The organism is Variovorax sp. Soil_C_12 (assembly GCF_057657375.1).
On record NZ_JBDGIO010000013.1, the window covers coordinates 43223 to 56891 of the forward strand.

General features: G+C 69.9%; 17 protein-coding genes. 9 read left to right on the forward strand and 8 right to left on the reverse strand.

Going from position 1 to position 13669, the window contains the following annotated elements:
- Positions 1–11: 11 nt before the first annotated feature.
- Both AC3A6X_RS27445 and AC3A6X_RS27450 read left to right on the forward strand, forming a co-directional pair.
- Positions 12–677 (forward strand): hypothetical protein, encoded by a 666-nt coding sequence (locus AC3A6X_RS27445; protein ID WP_487845109.1) that lies wholly within the window; start codon positions 12–14, stop codon positions 675–677.
- Positions 678–784: 107 nt separating this feature from the next.
- Complete coding sequence (locus tag AC3A6X_RS27450) at positions 785–973, forward strand: hypothetical protein (RefSeq protein ID WP_309959742.1); 189 nt, start codon at positions 785–787, stop codon at positions 971–973.
- 14 nt (positions 974–987) lie between these two features.
- Here the strand turns inward: AC3A6X_RS27450 and AC3A6X_RS27455 are convergent, their stop codons facing one another.
- Both AC3A6X_RS27455 and AC3A6X_RS27460 read right to left on the reverse strand, forming a co-directional pair.
- On the reverse strand, positions 988–1296 hold the full coding sequence (locus tag AC3A6X_RS27455) for a plasmid stabilization protein (RefSeq protein ID WP_106556103.1): 309 nt from the start codon (positions 1294–1296) through the stop codon (positions 988–990).
- Positions 1297–1412: 116 nt separating this feature from the next.
- The gene (locus AC3A6X_RS27460; protein ID WP_309959745.1) at positions 1413–1670 is read right to left on the reverse strand and encodes a hypothetical protein; all 258 of its coding nucleotides are present in this window, start codon (positions 1668–1670) and stop codon (positions 1413–1415) included.
- A gap of 234 nt (positions 1671–1904) precedes the next feature.
- Here AC3A6X_RS27460 and AC3A6X_RS27465 point away from each other — a divergent pair, with 234 nt between their 5' ends.
- The gene (locus tag AC3A6X_RS27465; protein ID WP_487845110.1) at positions 1905–2105 is read left to right on the forward strand and encodes a hypothetical protein; all 201 of its coding nucleotides are present in this window, start codon (positions 1905–1907) and stop codon (positions 2103–2105) included.
- Here the strand turns inward: AC3A6X_RS27465 and AC3A6X_RS27470 are convergent.
- Positions 2080–4401: a helicase C-terminal domain-containing protein gene (locus tag AC3A6X_RS27470; RefSeq protein WP_487845111.1), complete on the reverse strand. Its 2322-nt coding sequence runs from the start codon at positions 4399–4401 to the stop codon at positions 2080–2082. The genes AC3A6X_RS27465 and AC3A6X_RS27470 overlap by 26 nt on opposite strands.
- A 135-nt stretch (positions 4402–4536) precedes the next feature.
- Between AC3A6X_RS27470 and AC3A6X_RS27475 the strand changes: the two genes are divergently transcribed.
- Complete coding sequence (locus tag AC3A6X_RS27475; protein WP_487845112.1) at positions 4537–5040, forward strand: CinA family protein; 504 nt, start codon at positions 4537–4539, stop codon at positions 5038–5040.
- A 4-nt stretch (positions 5041–5044) separates the two neighbouring features.
- On the opposite strand, the gene AC3A6X_RS27480 is transcribed toward AC3A6X_RS27475, so the two are convergent.
- Positions 5045–6340 carry an Nramp family divalent metal transporter gene (locus tag AC3A6X_RS27480; RefSeq protein WP_487845113.1) on the reverse strand — a complete coding sequence of 432 codons (1296 nt, stop codon included), beginning with the start codon at positions 6338–6340 and terminating at the stop codon, positions 5045–5047.
- Between the two features lie 182 nt (positions 6341–6522).
- Here AC3A6X_RS27480 and AC3A6X_RS27485 point away from each other — a divergent pair, with 182 nt between their 5' ends.
- The gene (locus AC3A6X_RS27485; protein WP_487845114.1) at positions 6523–7524 is read left to right on the forward strand and encodes an SDR family oxidoreductase; all 1002 of its coding nucleotides are present in this window, start codon (positions 6523–6525) and stop codon (positions 7522–7524) included.
- 24 nt (positions 7525–7548) lie between these two features.
- Here the strand turns inward: AC3A6X_RS27485 and AC3A6X_RS27490 are convergent, their stop codons facing one another.
- Positions 7549–8691: a YihY/virulence factor BrkB family protein gene (locus tag AC3A6X_RS27490; RefSeq protein WP_487845115.1), complete on the reverse strand. Its 1143-nt coding sequence runs from the start codon at positions 8689–8691 to the stop codon at positions 7549–7551.
- Positions 8692–8792: 101 nt separating this feature from the next.
- Positions 8793–9701: a LysR family transcriptional regulator gene (locus tag AC3A6X_RS27495; protein WP_487845116.1), complete on the reverse strand. Its 909-nt coding sequence runs from the start codon at positions 9699–9701 to the stop codon at positions 8793–8795.
- Positions 9702–9834: 133 nt separating this feature from the next.
- Between AC3A6X_RS27495 and AC3A6X_RS27500 the strand changes: the two genes are divergently transcribed.
- The 3 genes from AC3A6X_RS27500 (at position 9835) to AC3A6X_RS27510 (ending at position 11529) form a co-directional block, all read left to right on the forward strand.
- The gene (locus tag AC3A6X_RS27500; protein WP_487845117.1) at positions 9835–10593 is read left to right on the forward strand and encodes an SDR family oxidoreductase; all 759 of its coding nucleotides are present in this window, start codon (positions 9835–9837) and stop codon (positions 10591–10593) included.
- Between the two features lie 119 nt (positions 10594–10712).
- Complete coding sequence (locus AC3A6X_RS27505; RefSeq protein ID WP_487845118.1) at positions 10713–11192, forward strand: FKBP-type peptidyl-prolyl cis-trans isomerase; 480 nt, start codon at positions 10713–10715, stop codon at positions 11190–11192.
- A 97-nt stretch (positions 11193–11289) separates the two neighbouring features.
- Positions 11290–11529: a hypothetical protein gene (locus tag AC3A6X_RS27510; RefSeq protein ID WP_487845119.1), complete on the forward strand. Its 240-nt coding sequence runs from the start codon at positions 11290–11292 to the stop codon at positions 11527–11529.
- Positions 11530–11656: 127 nt separating this feature from the next.
- On the opposite strand, the gene AC3A6X_RS27515 is transcribed toward AC3A6X_RS27510, so the two are convergent.
- Together AC3A6X_RS27515 and AC3A6X_RS27520 are read right to left on the reverse strand one after the other, a co-directional pair.
- Complete coding sequence (locus tag AC3A6X_RS27515) at positions 11657–11893, reverse strand: hypothetical protein (protein WP_487845120.1); 237 nt, start codon at positions 11891–11893, stop codon at positions 11657–11659.
- A gap of 99 nt (positions 11894–11992) precedes the next feature.
- Positions 11993–12316, reverse strand: a complete 324-nt coding sequence (locus AC3A6X_RS27520) for a hypothetical protein (protein WP_487845121.1) — start codon at positions 12314–12316, stop codon at positions 11993–11995.
- A 274-nt stretch (positions 12317–12590) separates the two neighbouring features.
- Between AC3A6X_RS27520 and AC3A6X_RS27525 the strand changes: the two genes are divergently transcribed.
- Positions 12591–13667, forward strand: coding sequence for a pirin family protein (locus tag AC3A6X_RS27525; protein ID WP_487845122.1), 1077 nt, complete (start codon positions 12591–12593; stop codon positions 13665–13667).
- Positions 13668–13669: the final 2 nt, after the last annotated feature.

A 13669-nucleotide genomic window follows, 5' to 3' on the forward strand; every position in this document is an offset into this window, starting at 1 on the left:
CAGAATTGGTTTTGAGGAAGGCACTCCACGGTACTGACTCCTATTTTCAGGAGCTCGCCCATCTGATCCCCAGTTCTCCTCCGGAAAAGCAAAGAGAGTTTCTCGCTGAAATTCGCGCGGCCGGCAGCTTGATCGGCCGTGACGTCCTCGTTTCGGCCCTCAACAGCGGCGAGGACTTCAACGCCGCGCCGTTTCTCAAGTCGTCAGACGATATGGCCGAGCTGCTGCGCGCTACAGAGCCGACGTTCGGCCCGACCGTCGGGCTCGGCATCGTGCCAGCGGTTCGCTATGCGGAATGGCTGCGCGCCAGTGCCACCATCGAGAGCCATAAGACCGGGCGCAGCATGGACGAAATCATCATGGAGAGATTGAGCCAGCCGAACACCGATGAGCGCAAGATCATGAGCTTCCTCATTTCGCCCCAGGCAGGCCCCCTGCTGGCGGAGGCCGCGCCCGATTCGCCTATCCAAAAGCTGGTCGGCATCGCGCAGGTCTATTCCGCGCAGAGTCCGGGCAACCAGACCATGATCGAGTTCGTGCAGGCGATCAGGGAGCGGATGAAGCACCCGCCGCCCCCATCTCCGCCGCTTGTCGTCATGCCACCGACGGGCCCGCTGGTCGGCCCGAGCCCAGCCCCGCCGGGGTATCCCATGTACGTCCCTCCACCGCGGCGCTAGGCCCCGAAGCATCCACTCGAAGCGCCAAGCACCCATTCACCGCTTGGCGAAGCATGTCACGTGCCCCTACGATCTCACCCACTCGATCGTCAAAGGAGGGCACCACGATGAGCAACGAACTGCGCAGGAAGCTGCACGAGCTTCAGGAACTCTCGAACAACGCGCCCGATCCGGCGACGCGCGCCATCATCGAAGCGATCCGGCTTCAGACCGCGGTGCTCAACGAGCGCCTGTTCGCCGTCGAGCTTCAGTTGGCGGAGGTGCTCAAGCGCAGCGGGGCGCAACCCCTGCCCTGAAACAGCCGCCGCGCTCAATGCGCGGCTGCGTTGCGCTTGCGCGTGGCAGCTGCCTTCTTGGCCGAGGCCGAGCGCTGGGCAGCGGTGCGGCCGGCCGAAGCTGCCCCGCCCTTGTGCCCCCCCTTGCGCGAGGGCGCATGGTTCTCGGCCTTGCCGCGGCCGGAGCCGCTCTTCTTGCCGCCGCCGGTCTCGGCGTTCACCGTGGCCCACGCGCGGCGCTCGGCTTCCTTCTCGCCCACGCCGCGCTTCTCGTAGCCTTCCTCGATGTGTTCGGCCTTGCGCTTCTGCTTGTCCGTATAGGACGATTTGTCACCTCTGGGCATGTGTCACTCCTTGAACGAGGTTGAGGCCCGCATCCTGCGCGCCCGCATGCGCCCGCGGGTAGGAGCGCAGACGCGCTGCGCGTCAGTGCGCTCCGGCGTGGCAGCAGGTGCGCGGCTCAGCGCTTGTCGTCGCGCGCCTTGCGCTCCGCTTCCTCGGTCTGCGCCGCGTCAGTGCCGATGTCGGGAATACCGGGCTGGCCCGTCCCGTCATACAGCCGGCGCCCCATGCGGCTGCCATGCAGCGGGTCGTCCTGGCCCAGGGCACGGTTCTGCTCGATGTTGCGGCCCGAGGCCTCGCCGCGGTCGCCGAGGCGGGCTTCGTGCTCGCCCAGCGGTCCGGGGGGCGCGGGGCGTGCTGTCTTCGTGTCGGTCATGGAATTTCTCCTTGCATGGGGTCGTACGTGATCGAAGTCGTGATCGAAGTCGATCGGTACGAACAGCCTGCGGCCGGCGCCCTGCGCCCGACGCAGTCCGGCACTCCCCGGCGCCGTAGGCCAATTCGCGCGCCTCGGGGCGGGACGAATCTCGGCAGGGCCTTGGCGCGGCTTCCTACAGGGGGGCGACGCCGCGGGACCTAGCTTGGATTTCCCGTCCTTGAGGAGGCTTTCATGAGCAGCACGACACCGACCGATCCCTTCCCCTTCCCCACCGCGGAGAAGCACGACACGCCGCCCGAGCACCACATGCCGGTGAGGGAAGACCCGAGCGAAGAGGCGCTGGACAGCGGCGTCGAGGAATCATTCCCGGCCAGCGACCCGGTCTCGGTCACCGTGGACAAGGTCATCACGCCGAAGAAGAAGGAAGAGTGACGAGCGGCTGCACCCGCCACCAGGCGGGCAGCAGCGCCCGGATGTCCTGCCGCGCGAAGCGATCGTCGAGCAGGTAAAGCACCCCCGCGTCCTGCTCGCTGCGGATGACCCGCCCCGCCGCCTGCACCACCTTCTGCAGGCCCGGGTAGACATAGGTGTAGGCATAGCCCTCCCCGAACAGCGCCTGCATGCGCTCGCGCATGCGTTCGTTGGCGGCGTTGTGCTGCGGCAGGCCCAGGCTGGCGACGAAGGCGCCGACCAGCCGGTCGCCGGGCAGGTCGATGCCCTCGCCGAAGGCACCGCCCAGCACCGCAAAGCCGATGCCGCACCCGCCAGGCGCGAAACGCGCCACGAAGGCCTCGCGCTCGGGCTCGCGCATGCCCCGCGCCTGGGCCCAGGCCGGCACCTCGGGATGCCGCCGGGCGAAGGCTTCGAAGGCGCTGCCCAGGTAATCGAAGCTGCTGAAGAAGGCGAGGTAGTTGCCCGGCTGCTGCGCGTACTGCGCGGCGATGATGCCCACCAGGCGTTCCAGCGAACGCGTGCGATCGCGAAAGCGCGTCGACACATCCATCGCGATGCGCACTTTCAGCTGCTCGCTGCGGAAGGGCGAGCCCACGTCCAGCGTGGCCGTGTCCCCCGGCAGGCCCAGCATGTCGCGGTAGAAGGTAAACGGCGCCAACGTCCCGGAGAAGCAAGTGCTGCTGAGGCTGCCGGCGAAGCGGCCACGCAGGAAGGGCGCGGGCACCAGGTTGCGGATGGCGAGCGCCTCGCGATGGCCGTCTTCTTCCAGCGTGGACTCGAAGACCGAGTGCTCGCCAAAGGACTCCGCCAGCCGCGCGAACTGCACCAGGTCGAAGAAGCACTGCTGCAGCGCGCCCTGCGCCTCCTGCGGCTGCGCCGCGAAGTGGTCGCCGAGGCTGACCACTGCCTCCTGCAAGGCCCGCGCGAAGGCGGCCGGGATGCTGTCCGAGGCGCAATAGGCCTCGAGCTGCGTCTGCTGCTGCCGCCGCCACTCGCGCTGCAGCTTGCCCAGCGCCTTCTTGACCAGCGGGGGTGCCTGGCGGCGCACCGCGAGCAGCGCCGCCGCATCGAGCTGCGCGCTGTACATGCCGCGCGCCCGGTCCAGCAGGTTGTGCGCCTCATCGACCAGCACGGCCGCGCGCCATCCTTCCTCCTGGGTCAGCGCCCACAAGAAAGCGCTGGCGTCGAAGTAGTAGTTGTAGTCGCCGACGATGGCGTCGCACCAGCGCGCCAGCTCCTGCGCGAGGAAGTAGGGGCAGATCTCGTGCGCCAGCGCGATGCGCCGCAGAGCGGCGCGGTCCAGCCAGGCCGCGCCCACGGCCTCGGCACGCGCGGCCGGCAAGCGGTCGTAGAAGCCGCGGGCCAGCGGGCAGGACTCGCCGTGGCAGGCCTTGTCCGGGTGCTCGCAGACCTTCTCGCGCGCCGCCAGCTCCAGCACGCGCAGCGGCCGGCCCGTGCCGTCGCGCAGCAGCCGCAGGCCTTCCAGCGCGACCGCGCGGCCCGAGGTCTTGGCCGTGAGGAAGAAGAGCTTGTCGATGCGCTGCCGGCCGCCCGCCTTCAGCAGCGGGAAGAGGGTGGCGACGGTCTTGCCGATGCCGGTGGGCGCCTGCGCCAGCAGACAGCGTTCGGCGACGGCGGCACGGAAAACCGCCTGCGCCAGTTCGCGTTGGCCGGGCCTGAAGCCTGCATGCGGAAAGGCCAGCGCGTCCAGCGCGGCATCGCGCGCCGCGCGGTGCGCAGCCTCCTGTTCGGCCCAGGCCAGGTAGCGCCCGCACAGCGCCTCGAAATGCGCACGCAGGGCCTCGCGCGTCGTCGTCTCGGCGAGCACGTGCTCGTCGTCCGAGCCCAGGTCCAGGTAGACCAGCGCCACCTCGAGGGCGTCCAGGCCGCGCGCCTCGCACAGCATCCACGCGTAGCAGCGCGCCTGCGCCCAATGCAGTGCGCGGTGGTTCGCGCGAATCGCCTCGAAGTCGCCACGGAAGGTCTTGATTTCCTCCAGCCGGCGGCGCAGCGGGTCGTAGCCGTCGGCCCGGCCGCGCACCTGCAGGCGGCCGAAGCGCGAACCCAGGCTCAGCTCGCTTTCGTAGTCCGCGCCGCGCCGGCCCTGCACCAGGCGGTGGCCGGCCACGCCTTCCTGCGCGCTGGGTGCCGGCACGAAACGCAGGTCCAGGTCGCCAGCCCGGGCGGCGAAGGCGCACAGGGCCTTGACCGAGACCGCGAGCCCGGCGCCGGGCAGCGGCTCGGCGGGCGAAGAGGAGGAGGGATCGGCGGACATGGGCAATCTGGATGAATATACAGTGGCCGCCCTTCAAAGCCTCGTCCTACAGCAGCCCCCGCGCGCCACGGACACGCCGTGCCGCCCCCGCTTTCTAGCGTAGTGAACCTCGCGTTCAGGAGACAAGGAGACAACATGGCGAACACGGATGGCAACGGCGCCGGCCATGCCGCAGCGCAGTACCTGCAGGAACACGGCCTGGTGCTGGTCACCGCCGAGTCCTGCACGGCCGGGCTGATCGCCTCGCGCCTGGCCTCGGCCCCGGGTGCGGGCCAGGTGCTGGAGTCGGCCTTCGTGGTCTATGACCCGAAGGCCAAGCACCGGCACCTCGGCGTCCGGCAGGCGACGCTGGAGCGCTTCAACCTCACCAGCGAACCCGTGGCGCTGGAGATGGCGCGCGGCGCCCTCTCGCACAGCGGCGCCAACGTGGCGATCGCCAACACCGGGGTGGCGGACGATACCGACGCCGCCATTCCGGCCGGCACGCAGTGCTTCGCCTGGGCCTTCCGGGACGGCAGCCGCACCCAGAGCTTCACCGAGACGAAACGCTTCCAGGGCGATCGCAACACGATCCGCGAAGCCGCCGCCGACTACGCGCTGCAGCGCATCGCGCACTACCACCGTCGCTTCAAGGCCTGAAGCTTCAGCCGACCGAGACGACCAGCAGCGCCAGCGAGGCCGCCGCCATCGCGGCGGTGGCCAGCCAGCCCAGTACCTTCCACTTGAGCGGCAGGACCATCGGCCCCATCACCTTGCGGCTGGTGGCCGCGATCATCACGGCCACCATCACCGGCACCGAGATGACGGCGTTGATCACCGCCGACCAGTACAACGCCGAGATCGGGTTCACGCCCGAGAGCCCGATGACCAGGCCGATGACCATGGCAGCGGCCAGGATGCCGTAGAAGCTGCGGCCTTCGGCCAACGGCAGGTCCAGGCCCCTGCGCACATGGAAATAGCAGGCCACCGCATCCGCCGCCGAACCGGCGAGCACGGGCAAGGCCAGCAGGCCGGTGCCGACGATGCCGAGCGCGAAAAGCAGGAAGGCCGCCTCGCCCGCGATGGGGCGCAAGGCCTCGGCGGCCTGCTCGGTGGTCTCGATGTCGGTGATGCCGTGGGCGTGCAGCGTGGCGGCGGTGGCGACGATCATGAAGAAGGCCACCAGGTTGGAGAAACCCATGCCGACCGCGGTGTCGATGCGCACCCGCCGCAGCTGCCGGCGCGCCTGCTCGGGGGCCACGCGCAGCGGCTGGTCGCGCGGCACGCGCTTGATCTCCTCGACCTCCTGTTCCGCCTGCCAGAAGAAGAGGTAGGGGCTGATGGTGGTGCCCAGGATCGCGACCACCGTCGTCACGTAGTCCTTGTTCCATTGCATGGACGGAATGAAGGTGCCCTTCAGCGCGGCCGGCCAGTCCACGTCCACCGCGAACACCACCGCGACGTAGGCGAAGAGCGAGAGCGTCAGCCACTTGAGCACGCGCACATAGCGCTCGTAGGGCAGGAAGACCTGCAGCAGCAGCGACACCAGCCCGAAGCCCAGCACGTACCAGGCGGCGCGGCCCGGCAGCACCAGCGCGGCCGCGGCGCCCATCGCATTGAGATCGGCCCCCAGGTTGATGACGTTGGCGGTCAGCAGCAGCAGCACCAGCGCGGCCACCAGCCAGCGGGGGCAGAACTGCGCGAAGTTCGCGATCAGGCTCCTGCCGGTGACGCGGCCGATGCGTGCGCTGGCGAGTTGGATGCCCACCATCAGCGGGTAGGCGAAGAGCAGCGTCCAGCACGCGCCGTAGCCCAGCTGCGCGCCGGCCTGCGAATAGGTGGCGATGCCGCTCGGGTCGTCGTCGGCGGCGCCGGTGATGAGCCCTGGTCCGAGTCGCGTCCACCATCGTTCCCGGCCTTCGCGGGGGCTGGGGGAGGTACTGAGGGGAGGGGCGCTCATGGTCGTTCTTCGTTGGATGGCGCAAGTTCGCCGGGCCGCATGGAAGGCCGCATCAGCCCCGGCCGCATCCCGCTGTGGGACGTCATCGAGTCTGTGCGGGCGATGCGGCATCGGACGACATGGCGCATCCCGGGGGCTGGCTACGGTGGGTTCCATTCCCCTCATCCAGCAGGAGCTTTTCCATGCCTTCCCCCCAGGACACCCCCTCGTCGGACACCAGCGAGGTCGCCGAGCAGCAGCGCAAGGTGCAGCGCGAACAGGACGCCAAGGACCGCAAGGCCGGCGACGCCAAGCCCAGCAAGAAGGCCGTGCAGGCCGGCCACCGCCCCGAGCCCGAGAACCCCATGCCGGCCCAGCACCTGAAGAAGCCCGGCCTCGAGGCCCACATGGACCTGCAGCCGCGCTTCCAGGCCTCGGGCTATCTGGGCAGCGGCAAGCTCGACGGCATGGTGGCGCTGGTGACCGGCGGCGACTCCGGCATCGGCCGCGCGGTGGCGCTGCTCTATGCGCGCGAGGGCGCCGACCTCGCCATCGTCTACATGGAGGACGAACAGGTCGACGCCGAGGAGACGCGCCGCTGCATCCACGAAGAGGGCCGCCACTGCGTGCTGATCCCCGGCGACGTGCGCGACCCGGACTTCTGCCGGCGCGCGGTGAAGGAAACGATCGAGGCCTTCGGCAAGCTCGACATCCTGATCAACAACGCTGCCTTCCAACTGCACGCGGCGAGCATCGAGGACATCACGGACGAGCGGCTGGACCTCACCTTCAAGACCAACATCTACGGCTACTTCCAGATGGCGCGCGCCGCGGTGCCGCACCTGCCGCGCGGCGGCTCCATCATCAACACCGGCTCGGTGACCGGGCTGGAAGGCAGTCCGCACCTGCTGGACTACTCGACCACCAAGGGCGCGATCCATGCCTTCACCAAGTCGCTCGCCAGCAACCTGCTGGACAAGGGCATCCGCGTCAACGCGGTGGCGCCGGGCCCGGTGTGGACGCCGCTCAACCCCGCCGATCGCTCGGGCGAGGAGGTGAAGGACTTCGGCAAGCACACCGACATGAAGCGGCCGGCCCAGCCGGAGGAGCTGTCGCCGGCCTATGTGTTCCTTGCAGCACCCTGCTGCTCGAGCTACATCACCGGCATCGTGCTGCCGATCACCGGGAGCGTGGGCGCGGTGTAGCGGCAGCGTGCCGGTCGCGCCGGTTCAGTGCCGCGCCGCACGGCGCCGGCCGGCCCTGCGCTGGCGCCGCGTCCAACGGGTGGCCAGGACGTTGCCGAGCGTGAGCGCGCCCAGCCACATCAACTGGCGCAGCAGCGTGGCGGTCGCGCGGTCGACGCGGCGATCGATCTCCTCCTGCGCGCGCGCCGTGCGCCCGAGGCCCGAATAGTCCGCAGGCGGTGGGGTCGCAGCCGCAGCCGGCACGCCACCGGCCTCCACGCGGTCCGTCCCTGCCTCCGCCTCGGCCGCCGCGGCCTCGGTGGCGGCCACTGCCTTCGTGCCCGAGGTCGACCCGTGCGCGTTGGCATAGACCTTGGTGAACTCCGCCCCCAGCAGGAAGATCTGCGCCGCGTAGTACACCCACGCCACCAGCAGCACCAGCGAGCCCGCCGCGGCAAAGGACTCGTTGACGCCGCTCTTGCCCAGGTACAGCCCGATGCCCAGCTTGCCGAGCTCGAAGAGCACGGCGGTCACCATGGCGCCGATCCAGACGTCGCGCCACGCGATGCGCGCCGTCGGCATCAGCTTGTAGATCAGCGCGAAGAGGAGCGTCACGATGCCCAGCGAGATCAGCACGTTGAGCCCCTGCAGCAGCAGCTCCCAGCCCGGCATCAGCCCGCCGAACCAGCTGCCGAAGGCCGCCAGCCCCGCACTGACCACCAGCGACACCATCAGCAGGAAGGCCAGGCCCAGGATCAAGCCGAAGGACAGCAGCCGCGCGCGCAGCACCGCCCAGATGCCCGAGGGCTTCTCGCGCTCCGGCACGTGCCAGATGCGGTCGAGCGCGCTCTGCAGCTCGGCGAAGACGGTGGTGGCGCCGATCAGCAGCACCACCGCGCTGACCAGTCCCGCGATCAGGCCCTTGTCGGGCTCGCTCACGCTGCGCAGCATCGCCTCGACGGCGGTCGCGCCCTCGCGCCCGACCAGGCCCGAGATCTGGGCCACGATGCGGCCCTGCGCCGCCTCGCGCCCGAACAGCGCGCCCGCGATCGCGATCACGATCACCAGCAGCGGGGCGAGCGAGAAGATCGTGTAGTAGGAGATTGCCGCGCCCATGCTCGGCGCGTAGTCGTCGACCCATGCGACGACGGACTGGCGGCAGAGTTCGTAGAGCTGCTTGGGTTTCATGGCGGCGGCCTCGCGGTTGGTGCGGCCACTGTCTTCCGCGCGGCGGCCGTCGCCATGCGGCAAGCTTGCAAGTTCGAGTAGGCGCGGGCGCCAGCCGCGCGTCACCGTGCCGGCCTGGCCCCGCCGCCCAACGCCCGCACCAGTGCGTCGTACACCAGCCGCACGCGCGCCGGCACCGGGGAGCGCTGCGCGCGCCACACGTGCACCGGCCACGGCTCGGGAGCCTCGGCCTCGAGCACCGAGACCAGTTGCCCTGTCTGCAGCCAGGGCTCGGCCAGCGGCGCCACCAGCTGGCCGAAGCCCAGGCCGGCCAGCACGGCGGTGCATTCGGCATCGGTGTCGTCGGTGACGAAGGCCGGCGCGGACACCGGCATCTGCCGCTTGCGGCTGAAGGACCAGGGCCAGAGCCGGCCCGAATCGCGGTCGACCAGCGCCGTGAGCGGCAGGCGCTGGAGCTCCTCGACGCTGCGCGGCACGCCGGTGCGCGCGACCAGCGCCGGCGCCGCCACCACCATCAGCGCCATGCGCTCCACCGTGCGGGCCACGAAGCGGCCGCCGGGCTGGCCGCCCACGCGCACGCCGACGTCGATCTGCTGGCCCACCGCGTCGGCCAGCTGCTCCGACAGGCGCAGGTCCAGCACCAGCCCGGGGTGCCCCGCCAGCACCGGCGCCAGTGCCTGCGGGATCCAGCGGCGGCCGAGCACGCTGGGCGCGGTCACGCGCACCGTGCCCGCGTGCTGCGAGAGCGCGCGGCGGTCGGTGCGGTGGAAGAGCGCATCCACGCCGCCCACCGCGGTGCGCGCCCGCTCGGCCAGGGCGCGGCCGAAATCGGTGAGCTGCACGCCGCGGGTGCTGCGGTGGAACAGCGGCTCGCCCAGTTCCTCCTCCAGCTCGCGCACCGCGCGCGTCACCACCTGGGGTGAGACCGACAGGCGGACCGCCGCATCGCGGAAGTTGGCCGCGTCGGCGGCGGTGCAGAAGACACGCAGGGCTTCGAGGCGGTTGGACATGGGCGCGCGGCTTTCAACAGGCAGTGTTCCGGAAATGCGAATTCTGAACGCGCAGGAGTTTCATTTACGGGAACGCCAGGATTTTCCACACTCACGTCACTCCTCCTCAACCCCTCCTCGAAAGGAAGCTTCCATGACATCCGTTCAAGACAACATCCGCGGCAAGGTTGCCATCGTCACCGGCGCGAGCAGCGGGCTCGGCGAATCGACCGCGCGCCACCTGGCCGCACGCGGCGCGAAGCTGGTGCTGGCGGCGCGGCGCACCGACCGGCTCGAGCAGCTGGTCGCCGAGATCCGCGAGGCCGGCGGCGAGGCCATGGCCGTCGCCACCGACGTGGCGAAGCGCGCCGACCTCGAGAAGCTGGCCGCCGCCACCGTCGAGGCCTTCGGCCGCATCGACGTGCTGGTCAACAACGCGGGCGTGATGCCGCTGTCGCCCCTGGCCAGGCTTCGGGTCGACGAGTGGGACCGCACCATCGACGTCAACATCAAGGGCGTGCTCTACGGCATCGCCGCGGTGCTGCCGCGCATGCAGGCACAGGGCAGCGGGCACATCGTCAACGTGGCCTCGATCGCGGGGCTGAAGGTGTTCACGCCGATCGGCACCGTCTACAGCGCCACCAAGCATGCGGTGCGCGCGATCTCCGAAGGGCTGCGCGTGGAGGTGGGCAACAGCGGTGTGCGCGTGACCATCGTGTCGCCGGGCGCGGTGGAGTCCGAGCTCAAGTTCGGCAGCAGCGATGCGGAGGCCGCGGCCGGCGTGAAGGCCTTCTACGACGCGAACCAGATTCCGGCGGACTCGGTCGCGCGGGCCGTGGTCTACGCGGTCGAGCAGCCGGCGAACGTGGACATCAACGAGGTGGTGCTGCGGCCGGTGTCGCAGGAGTTCTGAGCGGTCTTCGGCACCCTCCCTTCTGGGGGAGGGCTGGGGTGGGGGGCACCGGCCCTGTCAAAGAGGCAGGCCCCGATCTGACCGAAAATCCCGCCTCCGACAGTCAAGCCCTCCTCGCCATGAAAATCCAGAAAGACACCGTCGTCACCCTGCGCTACAAGGTCGCCGACGCCACCACCCACAAGCTGATCGACGAGAGCCACGACCCCATGGTCTACCTCCACGGCGGCTACAACAACACCTTCCCCAAGATCGAGGCTGCACTGGAAGGCAAGGAAACGGGCTTCCAGGCCACGCTGCACCTGGCGCCCGACGACGCCTTCGGCCAGCGCGACGAGTCGCTGATGCGCACCATCTCGAAGGCGGACTTCCCGCCCGGCGTGAAGGTCGGCGGCCAGCTCGAAGGCCGCGACGACCAGGGGCAGCCGCAGGTCTTCAACGTGGTAAAGATCAAGGGCCCGCAGGTGATCCTCGACGGCAACCACCCGCTGGCCGGCAAGTCGCTCAAGTTCAGCCTGACCGTGACCGGCGTGCGCACCGCGACGGCGGAAGAAATCGCGCATCGCCATGTGCATGGGGAGCACGGGCACCATCACTGAGTCCGCACGACCGGCAAGATCGTCGACCGGAGGACCGCCGGACAAAGGAACTATCGCGCCTTCGCGGTTACCCATTGGCGCCTCTCACCGAAAGCCGATGTACTGCCGCACCCTCAAATACCGCGATGGCCACGGCCGCTTCTCCATCACCGTGGAGGAACGGCCAGATGGCTCATTGCAGATCTGGGAGCTCGACGTGCCTGGCGGCGAGGCGCGTCGCCTTCACGTGATCGAGGAAGTGGCCGGCAGCCTGTCGCGAGAGGGCCGGCGGCTGCATGTGGTGTGGGGCGCGGCGCGGGTCGAGCGCAAGCGCGCCGGCGACCCGCCCTGGTCTTGAAGCGGCTGTAGTGCGCGTGAGTGCGCATCGCCAAATGGTGGCGAGCACGGCCACCCTCACTGGGTCCGCACCTCCGTCGTCCCCACGCAGCGCAGCCACAGATAGCGAACGGCGAGGATAGCGGCCATCACGGCGCTCCCTCGCCGGCGATGTCCGGCTGGATCAGCAGGAACGCAGCCGTCCGGTCCACAGGCCAGAGCTTGACGAGGTCGGTGACCCGCTTCTCGCTCCTCGCTGGCGCGTCGGCCTTCACGGGCGGGTCCGTTGCGATCCCCGTCTCCCAGGTTTCGGCCTGGGTGGGCTCTCTGTGCGATGGCGGCACGATGGTCGGATCGAAGTCAGGGGGCGGCGTGGCGATGGGCATGATGCGTGACTCCTTGCTGCTTGCAAGGTAGCCCCCGGCCCCGCCTCGGCGCTGTAGGAAGGCACCGTGGTCGGAACGGGACGCCGTCCGGGTTCGGTGTCAGACCCACCAGCGCCCGGCCGCCAGCGCAATGGCCAAGGCGATCGGGCTGGTGATCTCGGTGGCGTACCAGGCCAGCTGCGGCACGTCACCGCCGCCGGGCACGTTGCCCGCGGCCATCACCGCGAAGGTGGCGACGCCCAGCGCGTAGTAGCCGAGCACGGCCAGGAAGGGCACGGCGAAGCGCGTCAGCCGGCTTCGCGCAGGACGCCACGCCGCCGCCGGCACCAGCGCCAAGGGCTGGGTGCGCATGCTGCGGGTAGGGACGCCGCCATCCCCATGGCGGCGGTCCGGGTAACTCTGCTGAAGTGGCTGCTGGTCCATGTCGTTGTGCTCGTGGAAATCGCGACGGTCTCTCTCGCCGCTGCCTGCCGCGTCGGGCTTGAAGGCGCTGGTACGCGCCGGAATTGTGGGCCCGCCCTGCCGACGCCTATTCGTCGAACAGAAGCGCAATGGGCCCGCAGATCGTTGCGCTGCCGGGGCGACAGCGTCCTGCGGCCGGCACTTCACCCGGGCCGCATCGTCCCCATCTGAGGCGAACCACATTCCGTCGCATCGATCGGAACAGAATGAGCCACTGTCAAGCAGGAAAAACATCATGAGCACCGCCAGCCCCATCGTCCGCATCGAAGCCCTGGGCTTCCCCTGGAAGACCGTCGACCCCTTCCTCTTCTGCGCCTACCACGACGACGCCTACCCGCGCGCCAACGCGCAGATGGGCCCCGAAGCCCCGCTGGCCGGCCGCGACCTGGGCCAGGACTTCAGCCGCAAGGACGGCTGGAGCATGTACCACGGCACGACGGTGCCGGGCTTCCCGGGCCACCCGCACCGCGGCTTCGAGACCGTGACCCTGGTGCGCAAGGGCCTGATCGACCACTCCGATTCGCTGGGCGCCACGGCGCGCTTCGGCGGTGGCGATGTGCAATGGCTCACCGCCGGCCGCGGCATCGTGCATGCGGAGATGTTCCCGCTGCTCGACAAGGCCGCGCCCAATCCGTTGGAGCTGTTCCAGATCTGGCTCAACCTGCCGGCGCGCAACAAGATGGCGCAGCCGCATTTCACGATGTTCTGGGCCGAGGACATTCCCCGCTTCACCGCCATGGACGGCGAGGGCCGCTCGACCGAGGTCGCGAGCATTGCCGGGCGCATCGCGCCGATCGAGGGCGAGCCGGGCGCCGGCGGTCCGCTGGCGCCGCCACCCGATTCATGGGCCGCGCAGCCCGATGCGGACCTGGCCATCTGGACCGTGAAGATGGAGCCCCAGGCCTGCTGGATGCTGCCGGCCGCGACCGGCGAGGGCACGCGACGCACGCTGTACTTCTTCAAGGGCCGCTCGGTCAGCGTGGCGGGGCAGCCGGTCGACCACCATGTCTCGATCGAGCTGCGCGCGGACGCGCGGGTGGAGCTCATCAACGGCGACGAGGAGAGTGAGTTCCTGGTGCTGCAGGGCCGCCCCATCGGCGAGCCGGTGGCGCAGTACGGCCCCTTCGTGATGAACACGCAGACCGAGATCGCCCAGGCCATGGCCGACTACCGCAGTACGCAGTTCGGCGGCTGGCCATGGGGCGACATCGCGCCGGTGCATGGGCGCAGTCCGGCGCGCTTTGCGCGGCATCCGGACGGGCGCGAAGAGCGGCCCGAGGAAGCCGTGGCCGGCGCAGCCGCGCGCGGCTGAGC

Coding starts and splice junctions, on each gene's coding strand:
- AC3A6X_RS27500 (WP_487845117.1), top strand. CDS start 9,835: ATGACATCCGTTCAAGACAACATCCGCGGCAAGGTTGCCATCGTCACC.
- AC3A6X_RS27515 (WP_487845120.1), bottom strand. CDS start 11,893: ATGCCCATCGCCACGCCGCCCCCTGACTTCGATCCGACCATCGTGCCG.
- AC3A6X_RS27520 (WP_487845121.1), bottom strand. CDS start 12,316: ATGGACCAGCAGCCACTTCAGCAGAGTTACCCGGACCGCCGCCATGGG.
- AC3A6X_RS27525 (WP_487845122.1), top strand. CDS start 12,591: ATGAGCACCGCCAGCCCCATCGTCCGCATCGAAGCCCTGGGCTTCCCC.
- AC3A6X_RS27480 (WP_487845113.1), bottom strand. CDS start 6,340: ATGAGCGCCCCTCCCCTCAGTACCTCCCCCAGCCCCCGCGAAGGCCGG.
- AC3A6X_RS27510 (WP_487845119.1), top strand. CDS start 11,290: ATGTACTGCCGCACCCTCAAATACCGCGATGGCCACGGCCGCTTCTCC.
- AC3A6X_RS27455 (WP_106556103.1), bottom strand. CDS start 1,296: ATGCCCAGAGGTGACAAATCGTCCTATACGGACAAGCAGAAGCGCAAG.
- AC3A6X_RS27460 (WP_309959745.1), bottom strand. CDS start 1,670: ATGACCGACACGAAGACAGCACGCCCCGCGCCCCCCGGACCGCTGGGC.
- AC3A6X_RS27465 (WP_487845110.1), top strand. CDS start 1,905: ATGAGCAGCACGACACCGACCGATCCCTTCCCCTTCCCCACCGCGGAG.
- AC3A6X_RS27495 (WP_487845116.1), bottom strand. CDS start 9,701: ATGTCCAACCGCCTCGAAGCCCTGCGTGTCTTCTGCACCGCCGCCGAC.
- AC3A6X_RS27450 (WP_309959742.1), top strand. CDS start 785: ATGAGCAACGAACTGCGCAGGAAGCTGCACGAGCTTCAGGAACTCTCG.
- AC3A6X_RS27485 (WP_487845114.1), top strand. CDS start 6,523: ATGCCTTCCCCCCAGGACACCCCCTCGTCGGACACCAGCGAGGTCGCC.
- AC3A6X_RS27490 (WP_487845115.1), bottom strand. CDS start 8,691: ATGAAACCCAAGCAGCTCTACGAACTCTGCCGCCAGTCCGTCGTCGCA.
- AC3A6X_RS27505 (WP_487845118.1), top strand. CDS start 10,713: ATGAAAATCCAGAAAGACACCGTCGTCACCCTGCGCTACAAGGTCGCC.
- AC3A6X_RS27475 (WP_487845112.1), top strand. CDS start 4,537: ATGGCGAACACGGATGGCAACGGCGCCGGCCATGCCGCAGCGCAGTAC.
- AC3A6X_RS27470 (WP_487845111.1), bottom strand. CDS start 4,401: ATGTCCGCCGATCCCTCCTCCTCTTCGCCCGCCGAGCCGCTGCCCGGC.